Here is a 22,406-nt window from a genome sequence, read left to right as displayed (position 1 = left end):
CGATCGATCAGCGCTTGAACTTGGCGATGGAGCTGTCCTTCTTGATCGCGTCGGCGCGCTTCTGGATCCGCTCCACGAAGGCGTCGGCCTTGATCCGGCCGAACATCAGCTCGTTGGTGGCCGTACGGGCCTCCGTGTCGAGCTCCTTGTACCAGCCGTCGAAGTACAGGTTGAACACGTCCTGGCCGGCGGCCTTGAGCGCGCTCTGCGAGCTGGCCACGCCGGGCGGGAAGGCGAAACCCTCCGAGCCGGCGGTGACCACGGTCGGGGCCTTGACCACCTCGGTGAAGCCCTTCGCGCCGGCCACCGAGAGCATCTGGCGCATGTACTCCAGGCCGCCCTTGGGGTTCTTGCTCTTGGCCGAGACGAAGTAGCCCTCACCGGCCGTCGCCCGCAGCGCCGTCGCCGGCAGCTTGTCCGAGGCGGACAGGCTCGGCACCGGCATGAGCTGGTACTCGAAGCCGGACGGCGTGTCCTTCTTCTGCTCGCCCTCCAGCCAGTCGCCGCTGGGGTAGAACGCGAGCTTGTACTGGTTCTGCCGCAGCTGCACGTCGGTGTGCTTGAGCCCCTCGAAGCTCTTGTCGACGTACTTGGCGCCGATCTCGGCCCACGCCTCGGCGGCCTGCTTGACCGCGTCCTGCTGCCAGGCGCCGTCCTCCAGGTTGTCGATGTTCTTCAGCACGTCCGTGCCGCCGATCTTCGCCGCGTGGGTGAGGATCACGTTCCACTGGTAGTACGCGGCGTTCGCCCCCGCGTAGCCGTACGGGGTGATGCCCTTGGCCTTGATCTTGTCGAGCAGGGCGGTGAACTCCGACCAGTCCTTCGCCGGCGCCCAGCCGTTGTCCTTGAACAGCTTGCCGGAGTACCAGATGCCGAAGACGGTGGAGACGTAGTACAGGACGTACGGCTTGCCGTTGAACGACCCGGCCTCGATGGTGCCCGGCACCACGGTGTCGCGGACCTTCTTGTTGGGGTCGTCGACCGACGGGGCGTCCCACAGCTCGGTGAGGTCCTGAAGCTGACCGTCGGCGACCAGGGCGCCGAAGTCCATCAGCTTCTCGCCGGAGTTGTTGACGAACTCCGGCGGGTTGCCCGAGGCGAAGCGCGGCTGGAGCACCGTGGACACGGCCTGGGTCGACTGGTGCTTGACCTCGGCCTTCGGGAACGCCTTCTTGTACAGCGGCTGGTGCACGTCGGTGGCGTACTTCTCGCCGTAGCCACCGTTGAAGATGACCACCTCGATCGCGGCGTCCTCGGCGACGCCGAGCGGGTTGGTGGCGCTCTTGGTGCCGCCGGCGACCTGCTCGTTCTTCTCGTCGCCGCCGCTGGTCGCGCAGGCGCTCAGCAGGCCGGCGGCCGGGGTGGCAAGCAGGCCCACCGCGGCGGCCCGACGCAGCACGGTCCGGCGGCTCAGGTCGGCCGGGTTGTCGGGGGTAATCGACATCGTCGTCTCTCCTTGTGTGTTCGGGTCAGGCGGTGCGCCGGAGGCGCCCGGCGTACCGCGACTCGAGGGCGTGGTTGTGCTCGTCCCCGCCGGGGACGTTGGCGGAGAGGTAGATAGGGGGTACCTCCCCGGCCTGGTGGAACCGTCGTACGACCTCGGCGGTCAGCAGCTGCGCCAGCAGCGCCGCGGTGACCGAGGAGACCGCACAGACCGCGCCGCCGCCCTCGAGCGGCAGCAGTGCGTCGCCGTACGGCGCGCCGTTGTCCAGCACGACGTCGGCGAGGTCGGCGAGTCGCCGGCCGGACGGGTGCCGTGGGGCGACCCGTGCGGTGTGCGCGACCGAGGTGACCGCGATCAGCGGGTGGCCGCGTCCGGTGACCAGCGCCGCCAGCTCGACCACCGAGCCGTTGATGCCGGACTGGGACGCCACCACGAACACGTCGCGCGGCTGCGGGGCCGCCAGCGCGTAGAGCTGGTGGGCGACGGCGGGGTCGCGCTCCAGCTTCGGGTCGGCGAGCACGTCGCGCGGGGCGTCGCCGTGCAGCACCAGGTCGTGCAGGGAGAGCCGGTTGGTGGGCACCAGCCCGCCGGCGCGGGCGACCAGCTCCGCGGCGAACGCCTCGGAGTGACCGGCGCCGAAGGCCTGGAGCACCCCGCCGGCGCGCAGGCTGGTGGTGATCAGGTCGGCGGCGGCGCCGATCCCGTCGGCGCTGGCGTCGACGAGCCGGTCGAGCACCGGACGGACGGCGTCGGCGTACCCCTGTGCACTGATCATGCGGTGGCCCCCTTCGCGGCCTTGTGCCCGTCGACGGCCTGGGCGGTACGCCGGAAGGCCGCGTGGGCGCGGTCGTGGGTGCGCTGGGCGACGGCGATGTAGAGCAGGTCGAGCACGACCAGCTGCGGGTGCCGGGCGGAGAGCGCGTCGGGGCGGAAGGTGGTGGCCTGGCTGGCGGTGAGCAGCACGATGTCGGCCAGCTCGGCCAGCGGCGAGCGGGGGAACCCGGTCAGCGCCACGGTGGTCGCGCCCCGGCTGCCGGCCTCGGCGAGCATCTCGATGGTCTCCCGGGTCTGGCCGGTGTGCGAGATGCCGAGCGCCACGTCGCCCTGGCGCAGCAGGGCCGCGCTGGCGAGGCCCTCGTGCACGTCGTTCCAGGCCCAGGCCGCCACCCCGATGCGGTGCAGGCTGAACTGCATCTCCTCGCCGACCAGGGCGCTGCCGCTGGCCCCGAAGATGTTCACCCGCGACGCCCCGGCGATGGCGACGGCGGCCCGTTCCACCTCGGCGAGGTCGAGCAGGGCGGCGGTGTCGTGCATGGCGCGGGTGTCGGCGGCCATGATCTGGTCGAGCACCCGGGAGAGGGGGTCGCTCGGCTGGATCTCGCGTCCGATGTCGACGGTCCAGCCCGCCGAGCGGGCCCGGCCGGTCTCGGCGGCGATGCCGAGTCGCAGGTCGGCGTAGCCGTCGAAGCCCATCGCCCGGCAGAAGCGGGTGATCGTCGCCGGGGAGGTGCCGCTGCGCTCGGCCAGCTCCACGATGGTCGCCCGGGCGGCCGCCTCCGGGTCGCTGAGCACGTGCTCGGCGACGCGGCGCAGTGCCCCCGTCAGCTCGCCCGCGCCGGCCCGGACCCGGGCCAGCACTCCGTCGGAGCCGACCCCGAGCGTCCCCCGCCGGTCGACCGCGCCGGCGTCGACCACCGCGGTCCCCGCGGAGGTGTCCACCTCGTGATCAACCATGGGGCACCTTTCGGAAAAGAGTGTTAACTGTTAGTGGTAAAAGTTCTTACTGAAAGCCCCTCCGTGTCAAGACCGTGGGCGAAGTTTTCAAACTGTTACCTGGCGCACAGCCGGGGAACCCGCCCGCCCCTTGCCGGCCGCCGCCGGGCCGACCAGCATGAACGCGGCGTCGATCGAAGGGTGGGTGCGGATGTCCGGCAGCGTCGTGGTCGGTCTCGACGTCGGAGGTACGTCCACCCGGGCGACCGCCCTCGCCCTGGACGGGCGGCGGCTGGGCAGCGGCCGGGCGGGCGGCGGAAACCCCACCAGCCACGGCGCCGAGCGGGCCGCCGGCGAGCTGCTGGCCGCCCTGCGGGAGGCGCTCGCCGACGTCGATCCCGCCCGGGTGCGGGGCGGCACGATCGGGCTGGCCGGAGCGGGCCGGCTGCTCGCCGACCCGGCGGGCCGCGACGCCTTCGACCGGGCCTGGCGCGACGCCGGCCTGCGCTGCCCGTACGCGGTGCACGGCGACGCGCTGGTCGCGTACGCCTCGGGCACCGCCAGCCCCGACGGCACGGTGCTCATCGCCGGCACCGGGGCGATCGCCGCCCGGGTCCGCGAGCTACGGCTGGACCGGGTCGCCGACGGTCACGGCTGGCTGCTCGGCGACGCGGGCTCCGGCTTCTGGCTGGGCCGCGAGGCGGTCCGCCGGCTGCTGGCCGACCTCGACCGGGGGCACGCGCCGGGCCGGCTGGCGACGGGGGTGCTCACCGAACTGCTCGGCTCCGCCGAGGTGGCGGCCCGCCCCCGGGACACCGTCGACGCCCTGGTCCAGGCGGTGACCCGACGGCCCCCCGTGGAACTGGCCCGGCTCGCGCCCCTCGTGGTCGCCGCCGCCGTCGACGGCGAGCCGGTCGCCGGCGGGCTGATCGACGAGGCCGCGGCGCACCTGGCCGAGAGCGCCGCGCGGATCCGCCCGGCCGGCGACGCCTCCCCGATCGTGCTCGGCGGCGGCCTGCTGACCGGCGACACCCCGCTCGCCGCGGCGGTGCGGGCCCAGGTCGGCCGGCAGTGGCCGGACGCACCGCTGCACTCGGCCGGCGACGGCGCCGCCGCGGCGGCGTGGCTCGCCGCGCTCGACCTGCCCGAGGTGACCGATCCAGTGGCGACGCACCGTCGACTGGTTCCCGTACCGCCGGCCTGAAATCCGGCGCGAGGCACTCACCGACCGGTGGCAGCCGTCCTGGAGCGACGAAGCAGTGGCATAAATGGAATGCATCAGAGGCGTGAATTGCACGGGAGAACCCGGAGCATGACAATCATGCTCCGGGTTCACAGCCCTGCCGATAGCGTCAATGCGGTGCCCGGTATGGCAAATAGTTGAGACAATTATCCGGCAAGCCCGCTTCCCGGAAGGAAATTGACTACTCCACCTCGGTGAGCGCCCGGATGGCCCAGTCGCCAGCGGCGCAGTAGGCCCGCGAAGTACCTGAGGTTTTCCAAGGGCCGTTGGAGTAGTAAGTGTTAGTGCCCATATCGCACTCGACCCGAGCCCGGAACCGATTGGCGTTCCAGCAGTGCGAGTCACTGTAGGTGCTGTAGAGCCAGGTCGAGCAGGTGGCAGCGACTCCTATCTCACCAACCTGCTGGACTGACGTGGACACCGACACTTCGGCCGCCTGAGCCGGAGTGGCAACGACCAGAGCGGTCGCCAGCGACAACCCGGCCAGGACTCCGGCCATGGAGATTCTGCGGTTCAATTCAAGCCTCCCGTAGATGAACCTGGACACTGGAATGAGCCTAACAGAATCGACCTATAGCCGTAACCCCCCGTCAATACCTCGCACTCCTGAGCCATTTTTCATCGACTATTTGAGCTGGCCGGCGGTCAGGCCGGACTGAACCTGGCGCTGGAAGAGGATGTAGACCAGCAGCACCGGAATCACCGCGATGGTCAGACCGGCGAAGAGTTGCGCGTAGTCGCCGGCGTAGCCCTGGTTGACCGAGAGCGCGGCGAGCCCCTGGGCCAGCACCCACTTGGACTCGTCGCCCTGCATGAGCACCTGGGGCAGCAGGAACTGGTTCCAGTGTTGGAGGAAGTTGAAGATGGCGACGCTGATCAGTCCCGGACGCGCCATCGGCAGCATCACCTGGAAGAACAACCGGAAGTGGCCGCAGCCGTCGACCAGGGCCGCCTCCGCGACGGCGGTGGGCAGGGTGCGGAAGAAGGCGGTCAGGAAGAACACCGTGAACGGCAGCGAGTAGGCCGCGTACACCAGGATGAGACCCGTCCAGGTGCCGAACAGGCCGGCGTTGCGCACCACGAAGAACAGCGGCACCAGGGCGAGGAAGACGGGGAACATCAGCCCGCCGACGAACAGGTAGTAGACGACCTGCTTGCCTCGGAACTCGTAGCGGGCGAAGACGTACGCGGCGGTGGCCCCCATCAGCATGGTCAGGGTGACCGAGCCCGCGACCACCACCAGGCTGTTGAGGAAGTACTGGCCGATGTGCGCACCGCTCCACGCCCGCGACCAGTTGTCGAAGCGCAGCGCGCCGGGCAGCGACCACGGGTCGGCCAGGATCTCCGCGTTGCTCTTGAACGAGCTGATGAACATCCAGAGCAGCGGCAGTACGGTCAGCGCGCCCCAGAACAGCAGGAAGCCGTGCGACAGCACGTTGGCGACGCCGAGTTCGCGGCGCACCGGGCGGTCAGCGGGGGCGGAGGGCTCGCGGGGCAGCGCCACGGGGGCGGGCTTGTCCAGAGTCGTCACGAGTACTCGATCCTGTCTCGCTTGCTGGCCCGCAACGCCAGCACCGCCACCGTGAGGGTCAGGAAGAACATCACCACGCCGATCGCCGAGGCGTAGCCGAACTTGGTCTCGCTGCCGAACGCCGTGTCGTACATCCGCACGCCGATGACGTCGGTGGAGAAGTTGGGGCCGCCGTTGGTCATCAACTGCACCAGGATGAACCCGTCCAGGGCGAAGATGGCCAGGTAGACCCAGGCGACCTGGACGGTGTCCCACAGCAGCGGGATGGTCACCTTCCACAGCGTGGTCAGCCGGGAGGCGCCGTCGAGCATGACGGCCTCGTAGATCTCCTTGGGGATGGCCGACATGGCCGCGCCGAAGAGCACCACGTAGAAGCCCACGTTGCTCCAGATCATCACCGCGAGGACGCACCAGAAGGCGGTCCTCGGATCACCCAGCCAGGTGGGCGCGCCCAGACCGACGCTGTTCAGGGCGCTGGTGAGCAGGCCCTTGTTCGGGTGGTAGACCTCCTTCCACAGCAGCGCGATGATGACGACCGAGAGGACCTGGGGGAAGAAGTAGACCGTGCGGTAGAACGACGAGCCGCGTACCCCGCTGACCCCCGCCCGCCCCTTGCGCCCGCCCATGTTGAGCATGGCGGCGAAGAAGAGGCCGAGCACGATCGTCAGCACCGGGATGAGCGCCAGCAGGATCGCGTTGTTCTTCAGCGCGTTCCAGAAATAGTCGTCGTTCCACAGCGTCTTGAAGTTCGCCAGCCCGACGGAGTTGGCGTCGGCGGAGTAGCCGAGCCAGTCGGTCGTGGAGATCTGGAACGCCTGGAGGTACGGCGACACGACGAAGACGACGTAGAGCAACACCGGCGGCACCAGGAAGGTGACGATCAGCGGGTACTTGCCATGTCTCACGATGAGGTCCTACCTCTTCAGCGTCGGCCCGGTGGGAGCGGGACGCCCCCGCCCCCACCGGCCGGGATGTCAGACGGCCCGCTTGTACTTCTTGATCGAGCTGTCCTGGGCGATCGAGTCCGCGCCCTTCTGGCACTGGTCGAGGAACTCCGCCGGGCCGATCCGTCCGCTGAAGAACTCGCCGCACGCAGCGTCGACAAGGTTCTTCTCCAGCTTCCGATAGAAGTTGGGGTAGACCCAGTTGAAGCCGTTGGCGCCGGAGGCGTCGAGCGCCTTCACCACCGTGCCCAGGCCGAACGGCAGCTCGACGCCCTCGCTGGCGCCGGCCACCACGGTCAGGCTGGAGACCTTCTTGGTGAAGTCCTGCGCGCCCTTCTTGGAAAGCATGTGCCGGAAGTACTCCAGGCCACCGGCGATGTTCTTGGCCTTGGCCGGCACCATGAACGGCTCACCGGCGGTGCCCCGGATCGCCTCGAACGGCAGCTTGTCGCCGCTGCCCAGGCTCGGCGTCGGCTGGACGGTCATGTTGAAGCCCTCGGGGGTGACGTTCTTCTGCTCGCTCTCCAGCCAGGAACCGCAGGAGATGAAGGCCGCCTTGCCCTGGCACCATGCGGTCTGCGACTGCTTGTGGTCGAGGCCGGGCGAGCCCTCGAGGATGTACTTGTCCTTGACGATCTGGTGCCAGGCGTCGGCCGCGGTCTTCATCGCGTCGGACTTCCAGGCGTTGGGCTCCAGGTTGTCGATCGCGGTGGCGACCGAGGGGCCGCCGAACTTGATGGCGGTCGAGATGACCGGCCAGCTCATGTAGCGCGGGTGCGCGCCCGCGTACGTCCAGGGGGCGATGCCGGCGGCCTTGATCTGCTTGCACAGCGCGATGTGCTCGTCCCAGGTCTTGGCGTACTCCCACTTGCGCTCGGCGAAGAGCTTGGTGGAGTGCCAGATGCCGTAGACGGTGTAGGTGTAGTTCATCACCAGGAACTTGCCGTCGTACGAGCCGACCTCGACGGCGCCCGGCAGCAGCGTGTCCTTGACCGTCTTGCCCGGAATGTCGAGGCTCGGGGCGGCGAGCAGCTCGCCCAGGTCGGCGATGGCGTTCTGCGACACCAGCCCGTTGAAGTCGATCTGGTTGGCGCCGGAGTTGTTGACGACGTCCGGCGGGGTGTTGTCGACGAAGCGCGGCTGGAGCGTCTTCGCGATCTCCTGCGTCGCCGAGTGGTTGATCTTCGCCTTCGGGTATTTCTCGGTGTACATGGCCTCGTGGGCCTTCGCGTACTCCTCGCCGAAGCCGCCGTTGAAGATCACCACCTCGAGGGGGGCGTCCTCCTTGACACCGAGCGGGTTCTGCTCGCTCTTGGTGCCCTTGTAGGTGCCGGCGTCGCCCTTGTCGTCGTCGCCACCGCCCGTGGCGCAGCCGGCCAGCAGGCCGGCGGCGGGGGTGGCCAGGAGGCCGGCGGCGGCGGTACGCCGCAGGATGTCACGCCTGTTCATGGGTCTCTCCTCGGATCGGTCCGGGCGGGCGCCGGATGGGGGATGGCGACCGCCGCACGAGGCGCAGGGGGAATTTGTCTTCAGTTGGCAAACTGTTGCTGAAGAATTTCTACGGCAGGAGGGCGCGGACTTCAACCCCCGGGGACCGAACCGTTATCAGCACCGGCCAGCCCGCGCCTGACGTACCCTCGGGGCCATGCGCCGCCTGCGGCAACTCGCCGCGCGCACCCCCGCTGGTCGGCAACGCTACGTCGACCTGCTCCGGGCGCTCGCCATCGGCATGGTCGTTCTCGGCCACTGGGCGGTCGCCGCGATCGGCGAGGACGCCGCCGGCCGGCCGACGGGACGCTCCGCGCTGCCCGATCTGCCGTGGGCGTACCCGCTCACCTGGATCGCCCAGGTCATGCCGATCTTCTTCCTGGTCGGCGGGTACGCCAACGCCGCCTCGCTGACCGCCCGCCGGGCCGCCGGCGTCGACGCCACCGCCTGGCTGCTGGGCCGGGGCGCCCGGCTGCTGCGCCCCACGACCGCGCTGCTGCTGGTGATCGCCGCAGCGGCCGCGCTCGCGTCGCTCGTCGGCGTCGCGGCGACGCTGGTGCGTACGGTCGCGTGGTTCGCCACGATCCCGCTCTGGTTCCTCGCCGCCTACCTGATCGTGGTGCCGCTTACCCCGGCCGTGCTCGCCCTGCACCGGCGCTTCGGCCTGCTCGTGCCGGCGGCGCTGGCCGCGCTGGTCGTCGCCGGGGACGTGGGGCGGGCGCTGGGCCCGGCCGAACTGGCGCTGCCGAACTACGTCTTCGGCTGGCTGGCCGTGCACCAGCTCGGCATCGCCTGGCGCGACGCCGACGCCGGGCGTCACGACGCCCACCCGGGCGCGGCGGGCGGGCACCCGCCGCGCCCCGCGTCCGCGCGCGACCGGGCGCGGGAACGTCGGCTGCCGCTGTCGCGCCGCGCGGGCGCGGCGGCGCTGCTGGGCGGGCTGGCGGCGACGGTGCTGCTGACCACCGTCGGACCGTACCCGGTGAGCATGCTCAACGTGCCGGGCGAGCGGCTGGACAACGCGGCCCCGCCCAGCCTGGCCCTGCTGACGCTGACCGTCGCCCAGTTCGGGCTGATCCTGCTGCTGCGCGACCCGGCGGAGCGCTGGCTGCGCCGCCCCCGCCCGTGGCAGGTGGTGATCGCGGTGAACGCCGTCGTGCTCACCGTCTTCCTCTGGCACCTCAGCGCGGCGATCCTGCTGGTGGGGGCGCTGGACGCGGCCGGGGTGCTGCCGACCCCGCCGGTCGGGTCGGCCGCCTGGCTGGCCTGGCGGGTGCCCTGGGTGCTGATGCTGACCGTGGTGCTGGCCGCCCTGGTCGCCGTCTTCGGCCCCGTCGAGGCCCGCACCGGCCGCGCCGGGCAGGGCCGGACCGACGGCGACGCACGCGGCGGCGGCGCCGATCGCGACGGGAACGGCCGGCGGGCCCACCGCGCCGGGCAGGGTCGGCGGGCCGGCGGCGCGGCCGCGTCGGGCCGCACGCCGGCCGACCCCGGGTGGCGGGCCACCGCGCGCAGCGCGCTCACCGCCGCCGGTTTCGCCGCCGTGGTGTACGCCCTGGTGGTCAACGCCCAGACGCCGAGGTCGGCGCCCGAGCCGCTGGGGCTGCCGGCGGCGGCGCTGGTGGCGTACCTGGTCGGTGCCGGCACCCTGCGCCTGCTCAGGTCTGGGTGGGGAAGCCGAGGTTGACCCCGCCGTGCCGGGGGTCCGGCCAGCGGCTGGTGACCACCTTGCCCCGGGTGAAGAAGCGCACCCCGTCCTCGCCGTGCGCGTGCAGGTCGCCGAAGAGCGAGGCCTTCCAGCCGCCGAAGGAGTAGTAGGCCATCGGCACCGGGATCGGCACGTTGACGCCGACCATGCCGACCTCCACCTCGTGCTGGTAGCGCCGGGCCGCGCCGCCGTCGTTGGTGAAGATCGCCGTGCCGTTGCCGTACGGGTTGGCGTTGACCAGTTCCACCGCCTCGTCGTACGAGCCGACGCGCACCACGCCGAGCACCGGGCCGAAGATCTCGTCGGTGTAGATCGACATGTCCGGGGTGACGTGGTCGAACAACGTCGGGCCCAGCCAGAACCCGTCGGCGTCGCCGTCCGGCTCGACGTCGCGGCCGTCCACCACCGGCACCGCGCCCGCGGCCACCCCCGCCTCGACGTACGACCGCACCCGGGCGACGTGCGCGGCGGTGACCAGCGGGCCCATGTCGCAGCCGCGCCGGCCGTCGCCGGTGCGCAGCCGGCACATCCGCTCGGCGATCCGGGCCACCAGGGCGTCGGCGACCGGCTCCACCGCGACCAGGGCCGAGATCGCCATGCACCGCTCCCCCGCCGAGCCGAACCCCGCGTTGACCGCCGCGTCGGCGGCCAGGTCCAGGTCGGCGTCGGGCAGCACCACCATGTGGTTCTTCGCCCCGCCCAGGGCCTGCACCCGCTTGCCGGCGGCGGTGCCGCGCTGGTGGACGTACCGGGCGACGGGGGTGGAGCCGACGAACGAGACGGCCTTCACGCCCGGATGCTCCAGCAGCGCGTCCACGGCCTCGGCGTCGCCGTTGACCACGTTGAGGACCCCGTCGGGCAGGCCCGCCTCGGCGAACCACCGCGCCAGCAGCAGCGCCGCGCCCGGGTCCTTCTCGCTCGGCTTGAGCACCACCGCGTTGCCGCAGCCCACCGCGATCGGCAGGAACCACAGCGGCACCATCGCCGGGAAGTTGAACGGGGAGATCACCGCGACGACGCCGAGCGGCTGCCGCAGGGTGTACGAGTCGACCTCGGTGGAGACGTTCTCGCTGAATCCGCCGCGCAGCGCCGAGGGGATGCCGCAGGCGTACTCGATGATCTCCAGGCCGCGTTGCACCTCGCCGGCGGCGTCGGCGAGCACCTTGCCGTGCTCGGCGGTGATCACCTCGGCGAGCTGGTCCCGCCGCGCGTGCACCAGCTCCCGGAAGGCGAACAGCACGGCCGTCCGTCTGGCCAGCGACGCGTCCCGCCAGAGCCGGGCCGCGCGCCCGGCGGCCTCCACCGCCACCGCGACGTCCGCCGCCGAGGCCAGCTCCACCCGGGCCGTACGCCGACCGGTCGCCGGGTCGAAGACGTCCCCGTGCCGTCCGGACGAGCCGCTGAACGGCTTGCCGTCGACGAAGTGCCCGATGACGTCCACGTCGTGCTCCGGCGCGCTCACGCCGCCACCCCCGCCGCCACGTGGGAGCCGGAGACCAGCTCGATCGGCTCGTCGTGGTTGAGCGGCATCCAGGACGGAAGCACGGCCCGGTGTCGGGCGGGCAGATCGTCGGTGGTCATCGTCGCACCCTCTCAGCGGCGTTCGCGGTAACCGCACGCTGCCACCACCCGGCGGCGGGGACAAGGGTCGGTGTGCCCCCGGCTCGGCGGCCGCCCGACAGTCGTCGCCCCGGGCGGCGACGACCCGCCCGGGCGCCGGCCCGGCCGCCGGTACGATCCGGCGGTGCAGACCGGTGAGGTGGCGCTCCCGAGCGGCGCGGCGGGCACGAGCGCCGAGGCGATCACGGCCGGCGTACGGGCCTGGGTGGGCTCGGCGCCGCTGCGCGGCCTCGTCGGGCACTTCGGCGGCGACTGGCCGGACGGGGACCTGGCGGCGACGCTGGCCCGGCTCGACGACTTCTCGGCCCGGCACTGGGACTTCCGGGGTGGCCGCGAGCGCCCGGACGCCCGGGAGCCGGCCTTCGACCCGGCCACCGCGCGGCTGGTCCTCGCCACCGCCGCCGCGCTCGGCATGGTGCGTCCGGCGGTGCCGGCCCGGCCGCGCTACGCCCACCTGGTCGTGCTCGGCGGGTTGGCGCACGCCTGCCAGCGCCGGGTCGCGTACGCGGCGCACCTGCTGCGCTCCGGCACCCGGGTCACCGGCGAGGTGGCGGTGCTGGGCAGCTTCCGCCCCCTGTCCGAGGTGGAGTGCCGGGCCCTGGACGCGGCCGGCGTACCGCCCTGCGACACGGAGGTGGCGGCGCTGGACGCCGCGGTGCGGCGCGAGTTCGCGGTGGCCGCCCCGGCCGAGGACGACGGTCGCGACGCCGGGCACCCGCACCACTCCTGGTCGTCGCGCACGTACCGGCCGGCGGGCGGCCCGCCGGTGCGGGTGCTGGCGGCGCCGTCCAGCGATCCGGCGCGGCGCCGCGCGCACACCGCCGACACCCAGCGGTTCTGGGCCGAGCACGTCCGCCTGCGCGCCGGCGATCCGGTGCTGACGGTGACCGCGCCGATCTACGTGCCGTTCCAGCACTGCGACGCGCTACGCACCCTCGCCGGGCCGTACGGCTGCGCGATCGAGACCGTCGGCGTCGACCCGGCCCTGCCCGACGTGGCCGGGCTGCCCGAGCCGGCGCTCACCCCGGGCCGCTACCTCCAGGAGATCCGCTCGGCCATCCGGTCGATGCGCGCCCTGCACGCGACGCTGAGCGACGGCTGGTCGGCGCACGGCCGGGGGCCGACGCGCGACGCAGCGCCGCACGCCGGCCCGGTGGGGCGCGGTCAGTTGACGTAGACGGGGCTATTGCCCTTGGTGGCGTCGCGCACCGGCGAGTACGCCGCGGAGAAGTACGCCGTGCCGAAGCAGAGGCTGGGGCCGGAGAACTTCGTGAGCGTCTGGTTGGTGAAGGTGATCGAGTTGTTCGCGTTGGTCGCCGTGCCGGTCAGGCTGTTGGTGCCGGTCCGGTACACGCAGGTGATCGTGCCGAGCAGCGAGTTCAGCACGACGGTGCTCTGGATCGGCGCCGTCGCCGTACCGCTGATCTTGACCACGCCGGCGCTGGTGACCGAGGTCGCGTACGGCAGGTTCTGGACGGTCACGCTCTGCACCCCGGTGGTGCCGATGACGTTGGTGGTGCAGCTGGTGAATGACTGTGCGGTCAGGCTCTCGGTGGCGGTGCCCGGGGCCGCCGGGTTGCTCAGCACCTTGGCGCTGAAGCTGGATACGGCGCACTTCACGCCGGTGGTGCCCGTGGCGGAGGAGTAGAAGGTGGCGTTGGTGCCGGTCCTGAGGCTGGCCTGGATCACGTCGTTGACGGCGACGGCGGTGCCACCCGGCGTCGGGTAGGTCAGCACGTTGTTGGCGAGCGGTGTCGGGGCGGCGGCGGAGCCCGGGGCGGCGCCGAGACCGGTCAGCAGCGCGAGGGTGGCGAGACCCACGCCGATTCGTCCGTACCTGAGCATGGCTCTTCCTTTCGGGGGACGGGGGTGATCCACGTGGCGCGGGCGTAGGTGTCCGCGCGGGCGTCGGGGGCCGTCACGTCGCGGACGGCGGTGGAGGATGCCGGGCGGCCGTCGGGCCGGGCGGCGGTGGCGGTGGTGTCGCGACGTCAGCGGGCAGGGCGGCGTGGTGTGCCGCGGCGTAGCGGCGTCACCTGCGTCTTTCCGGCCTTGGGAGGGCGCTCCTGTTCCGCGATAATGGCGGCCATCGGACCCTCCTTCGACGAGTCGAAGGGTGACCATCCGGAAGATCACCCAAGGTAATGGGATCCCGACTGAGCGTGCAGAAAGTTATAAACCCCGGAGGGTCGTAAAGTCAATCGAATCGAGAGGTGGGTACGTTGACCACGCCGCGCCGCCCGCATCCGGCGCCCCTGCCGGGCGCACGACCCGGCCGCGACCCCGACCGCGCGATCAAGCGCGGCCCGCGCCGGCTCTCCGCCGAGGCGGTGGCCGCCACCCAGCGGGACCGCCTCTTCGACGGGCTCGTGCGGGAGGTGGCGACGAAGGGCTACGACAACGCGCGGGTCACCGACATCTGCCACGCCGCCGGGGTGACCCGGCCGGCCTTCTACGCCCTCTTCAACGGCAAGGAGGACGCCTTCCTCGCCGCATACCGGCACGGCATCGCCGTGCTGTCGCAGCTCATGGAGAGCGCCTACCGCGAGGCCGGACCGGCGTGGTCCGACGCCGCCCGCGCCGCGCTGCGCACCCTGCTGGAGGTGCTGGCGAGCGTGCCCGCCTTCGCCCGCATGGCGCTCGTCGAGGTGGACGCGGCCGGCCCGGACGCCCGCCGGGAGCGCGACGCGCTGCTCCTCAGCTTCCGCCGGTTCTTCGCCGACGCCGGCCCCGGCCCGACGGCCGTGGACGTGGACCGCGACGCGCTGGTGTCCACCGTGGTCGGCGGGATCCACGGCACCGTGCGCAGCTGGGTGGCCCGGGGCCGGGCGGCGGAGCTGCCGCAGTTGCTGCCGGTGCTCACCTACGCGGCCACCGCGCCCTTCCTCGGCCCCGACGACGCGGCCCGGGCGACGCGGCTGGCCCGCCCGGCCGACGGACCGGGCACGACCGCGCCGTGCGCGCCGACCGGCGAGGCGGCCGCGCTCCCCTGACGCCTGGTCGAAAACCGCAGCGGTTTTTCACTTTGGCCGCATTTGGCAGATACCGCCTCAACCAGTCCCCACCAGCCGTTGACCAGCCATTTACTCGGCGGTAACTTCAGCCTGCGCAAACGCTCAAGCCGATTTCCCATTGTCGTGGATGAATTGATCTCGAAAGGGAGCCGTCATGTCGGAGCAGATCGCACCGGTCGAACCCGATCCGCCGCGCAGCGGCGTGCGCTGGCGCCGGTTCGCCGTCACGCTGGGCACCGTCGTCGCGGGCGCCGCCGGCATGGTCGTGCTGACCGCCCAGGGCGTGTTGGGCGCCCAGTTCGCCATCTCCGGCATGCCGTTCACCGTCACCGCCGACAAGCTCACCGGCACGGGATTCGAGCAGTTCGCCACCCTCGACCAGATGATCCCGGACAGCCCCAACCAGGGCGACACCGGCGGTCAGGTGCTGGTGATCGTGTCGGCGATCGACAAGGCCGAGCTGACCAACCTCTGCCAGAGCATCAACCTGGGCGGCGTGTATCTGAAGATCACCGCCGGCGGCGACGGCAAGCCGGTCACCGCCCGCACCCTGGTCGTCGACGGCGACGAGGTCGCCGGCAACGCCTCGTTCCGGAACATCAACGTCGGGCAGGACGCCAGCACCCTCGACCAGGTGCCCGGCGTGAAGGGCAACCCCGGCGTCTTCGCCCAGCAGGCCGACACGGTGACCATCACCAACCTGCGGCAGAACAACTACGCCACCACGGCGGCCGTGTTCAACCTGCCCAACCTGCGCATGGCGTTCACCTCCGACGGATGCTGACGTGACCGCCGGACGACACCACCCGGTGCCGGCCGCCCGCCGACCCGGCGGGCGCTGGCGCCGCTGGCGGCGGGGCCGCCCGTTCACCGCCGGCGTACTCATCGCGCTCGGCGGCGTGGAGATGCTCGTGACCCTGCGCGCGCCGCTCGGGGTGCTGCTGCACGTCGGGCCGCAGGGGCTGGCCGCGTACCTGGTGCCGGCCGTCCTGGTGCTCTGCGGGGTGCTGCTGATCGCCACGCCGCAGCAGCGGGTCTTCTACGCCGTGCTGTCGCTGCTGCTCGGGCTGGTCTCCTGGTTGACCTCGAACCTCGGCGGCTTCCTGATCGGGATGCTGCTGACCCTGGTCGGCGGGGCCCTCGCCTTCGCCTGGACGCCCGACAAGCGGCGCGAACCGGCCGGCGCCGCCGCGACGCCCCCGGCAACCGGGCCGGAGACCACGGACGAGGACGACGACAGGGACGCCGGCACCGCGCTGCTGCCGGGCGCGCGTACGCCGGACCCGACGCCGGCCGACCGGGGCTGAGTCAGCCGGCGGTGTCGCGTACGGCCTGGGCGAAGACCTCGGAGCGGTGCTCGAAGTTACGGAACCGCCCGTAGCTCGGCGCGGCCGGAGAGAGCAGCACCACCCCGTCGGCCGGGGTCAGCTCGCGGGCCAGCCGGACGGCGGCGACCAGGTCGTCGACCACCTCGGTGCGCACCTTCGGCAGCCCGGCGAGCGCCTCGACGATCCGGGCGCCGCTGTCGGGGATGCCGAGCACGGTGAGCTCGCGCTCCGCGAGGTGCTCGCGCAGCGGCGTGTAGTCCAGGCCCCGGTCGGTGCCGCCGACGATCACCGTCAACGGCCGCCCCTCGTACGCGTCGATGGCGTGCATGGCCGCGTACGGGCTGGTGGCGAGGGTGTCGTCGACGAAGGTCAGGCCGGACGGGTCGGCGATCTCGGTGAGCCGGTGGGCCAGCCCCTGGAATCCGGCGACCGCCACGGCCAGGGTGTCCTTGCGGGCCACCACGTCGACGCCGAGCGCGTCGAGCACGGCGAGGGCCACGCAGAGGTTGCCCTCGTTGTGCCGGCCCACGAGCGGCAGCACGGCGCGCGGGAACAGCGGCCGGTCGCCGAGGTGGAACCAGGGCGTACCGTCCGCGCCGCCGGCCACGTGGACGGTGTCCGGCAGGCCGGCGCGTACCGCCGCGCGGTCGCCCAGTTCGAGGGCGAGCCTCGGGTCGGCGCCGTTGACCACCACGGTCCGCGGCCCGTGCGCCAGCAGGTTGAGCTTGTCGCGGTAGTACTCGCGCTCGCCGCCGTGCGCGTCGAGGTGCTCGGGGAAGAGCGAGGTGACCACCGCCACGCGCGGCGAGTCCGTCAGGTCGCTGCACTGGTAGCTGGAGAGCTCCAGCACGTACAGCTCCGCCTCCGGCAGGTCCAGCGTCGGCACGCCGATGTTGCCGCCGAAGACGTTCGGTCGGTCCACGGCGGCGAGCAGGTGGCTGATCAGGCTGGACGTGGTGCTCTTGCCCTTGCTGCCGGTGACGCCGACCGTACGGGCGGCGTGGTCGGCCATCCACAGCGCCGTGCCCTGGGTCACGGTCGCGCCGCGCCGGCGCAGCTCGACCAGCCACGGGTGGGTCTGCGGCACGCCGGGCGAACGGACCACCACGTCGGCGGCGGCCAGCCGGGCGAAGCCCTCCTCGCCGGTGACCAGCGGCGCCGCCTCGGCCAGGGGCCCCTCCCAGGGCAGGCTGAGGAAGTTGGCGCTGTCGTCGACGGCGACCAGGTCGGCCGGGCCGTGCGCGGCGATCGCGATCACCGCGGCCCGGCCCTCCCGGCCGGCCCCCCAGACGGCGACGGTACGTCCGCGCAGGTCAGACAGGCGCACTGGCTCTCCTCGGGGGATCTCGACGGTGGGACGGGGGCGGGTCCGCCGCAGCCGGACACGGCCGGACGAACCAGGGCCTAGTATGGCGTGTGCCCAATGAGCAGCTGCGGCGGATGGACGCCTTCACCTTCCCGTCCTACTCGATCGACCTCTCCACCGGGGAGGTGTTGTTCGACTACGCCCTCACCGGCCCCGACGGCGAGCAGCGGTTCACCGAGGTGGTCACCCTCCCCCTGCCGGACGCGCCGCCGTCGGACGAGACCGTGGCGACCCTCGGCCGGGTGCTGGAGCTGCTGCACGTCGTCGCCGGCGTCAGCTACTACAAGGCCGCCGCCCCGCCCCGCCTGGTGCTGCCGGCGCCGCTGGGCACGGCCGCCGCCGAGCTGGTCACCGCCGTCTACACCAAGGGCCTCGCGGAGTACGCGTACCGCAACCAGCTGCCGCACGTGCTCGAACTGCGTCCGGAGGTGCCGGCGGGCGAGGTGTCCGCCCCCCGGGTGTACGACGACTCCGACCGGCGTCCGCTCTCCGCGGTCGGCGGCGGCAAGGACTCCATCGTCAGCCTGGAGGCGCTGCGCCGGGCCGGGTTCGACCCGGTGCCGTTCTCGGTCAACCCCAACCACGTGATCGTCGCGGTGAACGAGGCGTCCGGGCTGGCCCCGCTCGCCGCCCGGCGGCGCATCGACCCGGTGCTGTTCGAGCTGAACGCCGCCGGAGCGCGCAACGGCCACATCCCGGTCACCGCGATCAACTCGCTGATCGCGGTCGCCACGGCGGTGCTGCACGGGCTGGGCCCGGTGGTGATGTCGAACGAGCGGTCCGCGTCGGACCCGAACCTGCTCTGGAACGGCCACGAGATCAACCACCAGTGGTCCAAGGGCGTGGAGGCGGAGGGGCTGCTGCGGGCGGCGCTGGCCGAGCACGCCGGGCTGACCGAGCCGTACTTCTCCCTGCTGCGCTCGCTGTCGGAGCTGCACATCGCCCGCGCGTTCGCCGAGATCGACCGCTACGACGACGTCGTGACCAGCTGCAACGCCGCGTTCAAGCTGCGCGACGCCAGCGAGCGCTGGTGCCGCGACTGCCCGAAGTGCCGGTTCGTCTTCCTGGCCATGGCGCCGTTCATGTCCCGCGAGCGGGTCACCCACATCTTCGGCGGCGACCTGCTCGCCGACTCCTCGCAGATCCCCGGCTACCGGGAGCTGCTCGGCGTGGACGGGCACAAGCCGTTCGAGTGCGTCGGCGAGGTGGAGGAGTCGGTGGTGGCGTTGAGCCTGCTCGCCGAGCAGGACCAGTGGCGCGACGCCCCGGTCGTACGCGCCCTGGTCGACGCGGTTCCGGCGACGGCCTGGTCGGCGGCGGCCACCTCGGACGTCTTCACCCCGGGCGGCCCGAACCACGTCCCCCCGCCGTACGCGAAGGCCCTCACCCCCCTCCCCTGACCGCCCCTCTCCCCGCCCGTCGATCATGAAGTTGTTGCGCTCCGCCTCGGCGTGTCGCGACAACAACCTCATGGTCGACGGGGCAAGGAGGGTCAGGGGGTGCGGATGGCGTCCAGGGCCAGGAGTGCGACGTGGAGGGAGAGGCAGGCCTCCACCGAGTCGAGGTCCACGTCCAGGACGCGGCGGATCCGGGCCAGGCGCTCGTAGAACGCCGGCCGGGACAGGTGCGCCGCGCCGGCCGCCGCCGACTTGTTCCGGCCCTGCTCCAGGTACGCGCGCAGCGTGCCGAGCAACTGCTCCCGGGGGTGCTGCGCGTCGTAGGCGAGCAGCGCGCCGAGTTCCCGCTCGACGAAGGTCTGCAACCGGGGCTCGTCGCGCAGCAGGTGCAGCAGCCCCGCCAGCCCCACGTGCGGCAGCCGGAAGACCGGCAGGTCCCGCCGGTCCCGGCGGGCGGCGTCGGCGATCTGCCGGGCCTCGATCAGCGACCGTCGCGCCTCGCGCAGGCCGGCCACACCCGACCCGGCCGCGACGAGCACCGCCCCGCCCTGCGGCGGCGCACCGTTCGAGCGGGCGGGAGCGTCCGGACGGGTGCGGCGCAGGGCGGTGGCGAACGCGGCCAACGCCCGTTCCTCGGCCGCCGGCTCCGGCAGGGCGAGCAGCACGCCGACCGCCTGGTCGTCGACGGCGCTGGTCAGCCCGGTCAGCTTCGCCTCGCGCAACGCCTGTCCGACGGCCTCGGCCAGGTCCCGCAGGCGCGCCGGGCCGGCCTGCGGGCCAGCCGCGCCGGCCTCCGCCGGGTGGCCGGGCTCCGCGAGCGGGCCGCCCTCCCCTGTCGGGTCGTCGCCGCGATGCCGCACCATGACCCCGACCAGGTGCCGGCGCTCCAGCACCACGCCGAGCGCCCGGGCCCGCAGGGACACCTCGTCGACCGGCAGCGAGTGGTCGAGCAGGGCGGTGAGCAGCGTACGGTGGATCTGCCGCTCCAGGCCCTCGGCGTCGCGCCGGATCAGCCGACCGAGGGCCAGCGTCGAGGCGGCCCGCTCGACCAGGATGGTCAGCCGGGTGGGTGGGGCCATCGGCGGCGCGGCGACGCCGACGGGCGCGCCGCCCTCCTCGCCCGGTTCGAACCCGCGCCGGTCGGCGGCCAGGTCACCCTCGCCCGGCCAGCGCAGCAGCAGCCGGCCCCAGTCCTGCCCCCGGGCGCCGACGGTGGTGACCAGCCAGCCGTTGTCGGCGTCGTACGCGGTCCGTCCCGCCGGCCGGATCCGCCGGGAGTGCTGCTCCCAGCAGTCCAGCAGCAGCTCGGCGCTCTCCCCCGCCGGGTCGTACGCGAGCACCTGCCGGGAGAGGTTCTCCAGCACCACCGGGCAGCCGGAGAGTTCGGCGGCCTGCCGGACCACCTCGCCGGGGCCGGCGCCCTCCACCGACAGCTCCGTGAAGCGTTGGTGGATCTCCTCCGTCGCCCGTAGTTCGGTCAGCTGGGCGTCGACGATCAACGCGTGTACAGCCTCGGTTATCCGGACGAACGGGGTGGCCCGCCGCAGCTCGACCAGGGGCAGCCCCCGCCGTTGCGCGGCGGCGGCCATCACCCGGGGCACCGCGCTGGCGTACCGGCGGCCCAGCTCGACGACCAAACCGGAGACGCCGACGTCCGCCAGGTCGCCGATGAACGCGCGCAGCCCGGCGTCGTCGGCGGGCAACCCGATGCCGGTGGTCAGCACCAGCTCCCCGCCGCTGAGCAGGGGGGCGATGTCGGGTACCTCGGTGACGTGCACCCAGCGCACCGGGCGGTCGAGGCCGGCGTCCCCGGCGACCAGGCGCGGAGCGCCGTGGCGGACGGGGCCCAGCGCGAGCACCTCACGGACGGTAGGAAACACGGGCGACACGCTACCGTCCGTGATGTCAATTCCGCACGGACAGCCGCTCGGGTTTCGGCCCGCGCCACCCAGTATCGGACCACGCTGCCCGGTCCCGGCCCGGTACGGCCCGCTTGCGTGAAGCGTCGTCTCCAGCGTGACGGGTGCGGCCGGGGTGCGGGTCAGCCCAGCGCCTTGCGCAGCAGCGCCGTCAACTGGTCCTGCTCGTCGGGTGAGAGTCGTCCGACCGCCGTGCGGGCGAAGGTGAAGGCCTCGGCGAACCGTTGGTTGACCTCGTCTCCCCGGGGGGTTCTCCCGACGAGTCGGGCGCGACGGTCCCGGGGATCCGGCTCGCGGGCCACGAGGCCGAGCGCTTCGAGACGCACGACGATCTGGGTGATGTTGGAGGCATCGCAGCCCAGTTCCTCGGCCAGGGCGCCCATGCCCCGTCGCTCGTCGAGCCGCCCGAGTACACACGCCTGCGCCGGGCTGAGTGACAGCTCGACTGCCGCCGCCTCGTAGGCGCGGTCGTACACGTCGACCAGGTCGAACAGGACGACCTCGGCCTCGGACGAGGCGGTCACGGGTCCGTTCGGCAGCGCCATGTCCCCAGCCTAGATGATGTATTTGATTCACTCAAATACCTGTGGTCCAATGATCCTTGATGCACTCAAGCAAACGAGGGGGGCCGATGGAGAGCAGAGTCGAGCGCCCAACGGGCGGCGCGATCGTGGTGCCGCAGATGAACGCGGTCGTCCTTGACCGGTTCGGCGGAGTCGACGCACTCTCGTCGCGCCGGATACCGCTCCCGCAGGTCGGCGACGACGACGTCCTCATCCGGGTGGAGTTCGCCGGGGTCGGGTCCTGGGACGCGGGCGAGCGGGAGGGGGAATACGACGGCGTCTTCGGTATCGCGTCGACCTTCCCCTACGTCCTCGGCTGGGACGCGGCGGGCACGGTGGCCGCGGTCGGCCACAACGTCACGCGGTTCGACGTGGGCGAGCGGGTCTACGCCGCGACGATGCCGGTGCCGCGTGGTGGCTCCTACGCCGAGTACGCCGTCGTCGAGGCGGAGTTCGTGGCTCGCGTGCCCGACCGACTGCCGACCGGACAGGCCGGCGCGATGCCCTGGGACGCCCTGACCGCCCTGAGCGGTCTCGATCTGCTCGGCCTGCGGCCGGACGAGACGCTCATGGTCTTCGGGGCCAGCGGGGGTATCGGGCACATGGCCGTGCAGCTGGCGCGGCACAGCGGCATCCGGGTGCTGGCCGTGGCCTCCGGTGACGACGGGGTCGCCCTGGCCCGGCGGCTGGGCGCCGACGACGCCGTCGACGGTCGCAGAGACGACGTGCTAGCTGCGGCGTTAGAGTTCGCACCGGGCGGGCTCGACGCTGCTCTGGTCACCGTGGGCGGCGAGGTCGCCGAACGATCCCTCCGCGCGATCAGGAAGTCGGGACGGATCGCCTGGCCGAACGGTGTGTTGCCCGTGCCGATGACGTCGCCGGGCGCGCCCCTGTCCCACTACGACGGGGATCGGAGCCACACCGCCACCGATCGGCTGAACACGATCATCGAGGCGAGCCCCTTCGAGGTCCACGTCGCCCGGACCTTCCCGTTGGAGCGGGCTGGGGACGCGCATCGCGCCCTGAACGATCACTACGTCGGGAAGCTGGCCCTCAGGGTCGGGTAGAACGAGCGACGCGGCCCGAGGGCCCTCCCGCCGAGGGGCCCTCGGGGAACGTCCGGCGTCA

General features: G+C 72.5%; 20 protein-coding genes. 8 read left to right on the top strand and 12 right to left on the bottom strand.

Going from position 1 to position 22,406, the window contains the following annotated elements; all coding sequences use genetic code 11:
- Window positions 1-7: 7 nt before the first annotated feature.
- Genes ngcE (GA0070610_RS08115) through GA0070610_RS08105 form a run of 3 tightly spaced genes read right to left on the bottom strand, consistent with a single transcriptional unit; the run spans window position 8 to window position 3,178 of the window.
- A complete protein-coding gene (gene ngcE / locus GA0070610_RS08115; protein WP_088999453.1) occupies window positions 8-1,444 on the bottom strand; it encodes an N-acetylglucosamine/diacetylchitobiose ABC transporter substrate-binding protein in 1,437 nt (478 codons plus the stop codon).
- Between the two features lie 25 nt (window positions 1,445-1,469).
- The gene (locus GA0070610_RS08110) at window positions 1,470-2,219 is read right to left on the bottom strand and encodes a sugar isomerase domain-containing protein (protein WP_088999452.1); all 750 of its coding nucleotides are present in this window, start codon (window positions 2,217-2,219) and stop codon (window positions 1,470-1,472) included.
- Entirely contained in the window at window positions 2,216-3,178 is a 963-nt protein-coding gene (locus GA0070610_RS08105) for a MurR/RpiR family transcriptional regulator (protein WP_088999451.1), read from the bottom strand. Before GA0070610_RS08105 ends, GA0070610_RS08110 begins: the two co-directional genes overlap by 4 nt.
- Before the next feature lie 190 nt (window positions 3,179-3,368).
- Here GA0070610_RS08105 and GA0070610_RS08100 point away from each other — a divergent pair, with 190 nt between their 5' ends.
- On the top strand, window positions 3,369-4,361 hold the full coding sequence (locus GA0070610_RS08100) for an N-acetylglucosamine kinase (RefSeq protein ID WP_089003358.1): 993 nt from the start codon (window positions 3,369-3,371) through the stop codon (window positions 4,359-4,361).
- Window positions 4,362-5,025: 664 nt separating this feature from the next.
- On the opposite strand, the gene GA0070610_RS08090 is transcribed toward GA0070610_RS08100, so the two are convergent.
- The 3 genes from GA0070610_RS08090 to ngcE (GA0070610_RS08080) form a co-directional block, all read right to left on the bottom strand.
- On the bottom strand, window positions 5,026-5,931 hold the full coding sequence (locus tag GA0070610_RS08090; protein ID WP_088999449.1) for a carbohydrate ABC transporter permease: 906 nt from the start codon (window positions 5,929-5,931) through the stop codon (window positions 5,026-5,028).
- Window positions 5,928-6,836: a carbohydrate ABC transporter permease gene (locus GA0070610_RS08085; RefSeq protein WP_088999448.1), complete on the bottom strand. Its 909-nt coding sequence runs from the start codon at window positions 6,834-6,836 to the stop codon at window positions 5,928-5,930. Before GA0070610_RS08085 ends, GA0070610_RS08090 begins: the two co-directional genes overlap by 4 nt.
- Before the next feature lie 69 nt (window positions 6,837-6,905).
- The gene (ngcE, locus tag GA0070610_RS08080) at window positions 6,906-8,324 is read right to left on the bottom strand and encodes an N-acetylglucosamine/diacetylchitobiose ABC transporter substrate-binding protein (protein ID WP_088999447.1); all 1,419 of its coding nucleotides are present in this window, start codon (window positions 8,322-8,324) and stop codon (window positions 6,906-6,908) included.
- Between the two features lie 196 nt (window positions 8,325-8,520).
- On the opposite strand from ngcE (GA0070610_RS08080), the gene GA0070610_RS08075 reads away from it, so the two are divergent.
- Window positions 8,521-10,050, top strand: a complete 1,530-nt coding sequence (locus GA0070610_RS08075) for an acyltransferase family protein (protein WP_088999446.1) — start codon at window positions 8,521-8,523, stop codon at window positions 10,048-10,050.
- Here the strand turns inward: GA0070610_RS08075 and GA0070610_RS08070 are convergent.
- Together GA0070610_RS08070 and GA0070610_RS31665 are read right to left on the bottom strand one after the other, a co-directional pair.
- Window positions 10,022-11,512 (bottom strand): CoA-acylating methylmalonate-semialdehyde dehydrogenase, encoded by a 1,491-nt coding sequence (locus GA0070610_RS08070; protein WP_089003357.1) that lies wholly within the window; start codon window positions 11,510-11,512, stop codon window positions 10,022-10,024. The two genes, GA0070610_RS08075 and GA0070610_RS08070, sit on opposite strands and share 29 nt — an antisense overlap.
- Before the next feature lie 17 nt (window positions 11,513-11,529).
- Complete coding sequence (locus tag GA0070610_RS31665) at window positions 11,530-11,652, bottom strand: hypothetical protein (protein ID WP_269458890.1); 123 nt, start codon at window positions 11,650-11,652, stop codon at window positions 11,530-11,532.
- A 163-nt stretch (window positions 11,653-11,815) separates the two neighbouring features.
- Between GA0070610_RS31665 and GA0070610_RS08065 the strand changes: the two genes are divergently transcribed.
- On the top strand, window positions 11,816-12,868 hold the full coding sequence (locus GA0070610_RS08065; protein WP_231925972.1) for a hypothetical protein: 1,053 nt from the start codon (window positions 11,816-11,818) through the stop codon (window positions 12,866-12,868).
- Here GA0070610_RS08065 and GA0070610_RS08060 read toward each other — a convergent pair.
- Window positions 12,856-13,536, bottom strand: a complete 681-nt coding sequence (locus tag GA0070610_RS08060) for a Tat pathway signal sequence domain protein (RefSeq protein WP_088999445.1) — start codon at window positions 13,534-13,536, stop codon at window positions 12,856-12,858. The genes GA0070610_RS08065 and GA0070610_RS08060 overlap by 13 nt on opposite strands.
- Window positions 13,537-13,904: 368 nt before the next feature.
- Here GA0070610_RS08060 and GA0070610_RS08055 point away from each other — a divergent pair, with 368 nt between their 5' ends.
- The 3 genes from GA0070610_RS08055 to GA0070610_RS08045 all read left to right on the top strand — a co-directional run bounded on the left by GA0070610_RS08055 (window position 13,905) and on the right by GA0070610_RS08045 (window position 16,012).
- Window positions 13,905-14,684, top strand: coding sequence for a TetR/AcrR family transcriptional regulator (locus GA0070610_RS08055; RefSeq protein ID WP_088999444.1), 780 nt, complete (start codon window positions 13,905-13,907; stop codon window positions 14,682-14,684).
- Window positions 14,685-14,859: 175 nt separating this feature from the next.
- The gene (locus tag GA0070610_RS08050; RefSeq protein WP_088999443.1) at window positions 14,860-15,489 is read left to right on the top strand and encodes a DUF6230 family protein; all 630 of its coding nucleotides are present in this window, start codon (window positions 14,860-14,862) and stop codon (window positions 15,487-15,489) included.
- A 1-nt stretch (window position 15,490) separates the two neighbouring features.
- The gene (locus GA0070610_RS08045; protein WP_231925970.1) at window positions 15,491-16,012 is read left to right on the top strand and encodes a DUF6114 domain-containing protein; all 522 of its coding nucleotides are present in this window, start codon (window positions 15,491-15,493) and stop codon (window positions 16,010-16,012) included.
- 1 nt (window position 16,013) lies between these two features.
- Here the strand turns inward: GA0070610_RS08045 and murD are convergent, their stop codons facing one another.
- A complete protein-coding gene (murD, locus tag GA0070610_RS08040) occupies window positions 16,014-17,360 on the bottom strand; it encodes a UDP-N-acetylmuramoyl-L-alanine--D-glutamate ligase (RefSeq protein ID WP_088999442.1) in 1,347 nt (448 codons plus the stop codon).
- An 89-nt stretch (window positions 17,361-17,449) separates the two neighbouring features.
- Here murD and GA0070610_RS08035 point away from each other — a divergent pair, with 89 nt between their 5' ends.
- On the top strand, window positions 17,450-18,799 hold the full coding sequence (locus tag GA0070610_RS08035; RefSeq protein WP_088999441.1) for a hypothetical protein: 1,350 nt from the start codon (window positions 17,450-17,452) through the stop codon (window positions 18,797-18,799).
- A gap of 92 nt (window positions 18,800-18,891) precedes the next feature.
- Here GA0070610_RS08035 and GA0070610_RS08030 read toward each other — a convergent pair whose 3' ends face one another.
- Together GA0070610_RS08030 and GA0070610_RS08025 are read right to left on the bottom strand one after the other, a co-directional pair.
- The gene (locus GA0070610_RS08030) at window positions 18,892-20,676 is read right to left on the bottom strand and encodes a PucR family transcriptional regulator (RefSeq protein WP_449288793.1); all 1,785 of its coding nucleotides are present in this window, start codon (window positions 20,674-20,676) and stop codon (window positions 18,892-18,894) included.
- Between the two features lie 161 nt (window positions 20,677-20,837).
- Window positions 20,838-21,260 carry a MarR family winged helix-turn-helix transcriptional regulator gene (locus tag GA0070610_RS08025; RefSeq protein ID WP_088999439.1) on the bottom strand — a complete coding sequence of 141 codons (423 nt, stop codon included), beginning with the start codon at window positions 21,258-21,260 and terminating at the stop codon, window positions 20,838-20,840.
- Between the two features lie 86 nt (window positions 21,261-21,346).
- Between GA0070610_RS08025 and GA0070610_RS08020 the strand changes: the two genes are divergently transcribed.
- On the top strand, window positions 21,347-22,345 hold the full coding sequence (locus tag GA0070610_RS08020) for a quinone oxidoreductase family protein (RefSeq protein ID WP_088999438.1): 999 nt from the start codon (window positions 21,347-21,349) through the stop codon (window positions 22,343-22,345).
- The last annotated feature ends 61 nt before the right edge of the window (window positions 22,346-22,406 follow it).

The sequence above is a fragment of the Micromonospora echinofusca genome, assembly GCF_900091445.1.
Taxonomy (GTDB): domain Bacteria; phylum Actinomycetota; class Actinomycetes; order Mycobacteriales; family Micromonosporaceae; genus Micromonospora; species Micromonospora echinofusca.
This window is presented reverse-complemented; position numbering and strand designations above follow the sequence as displayed.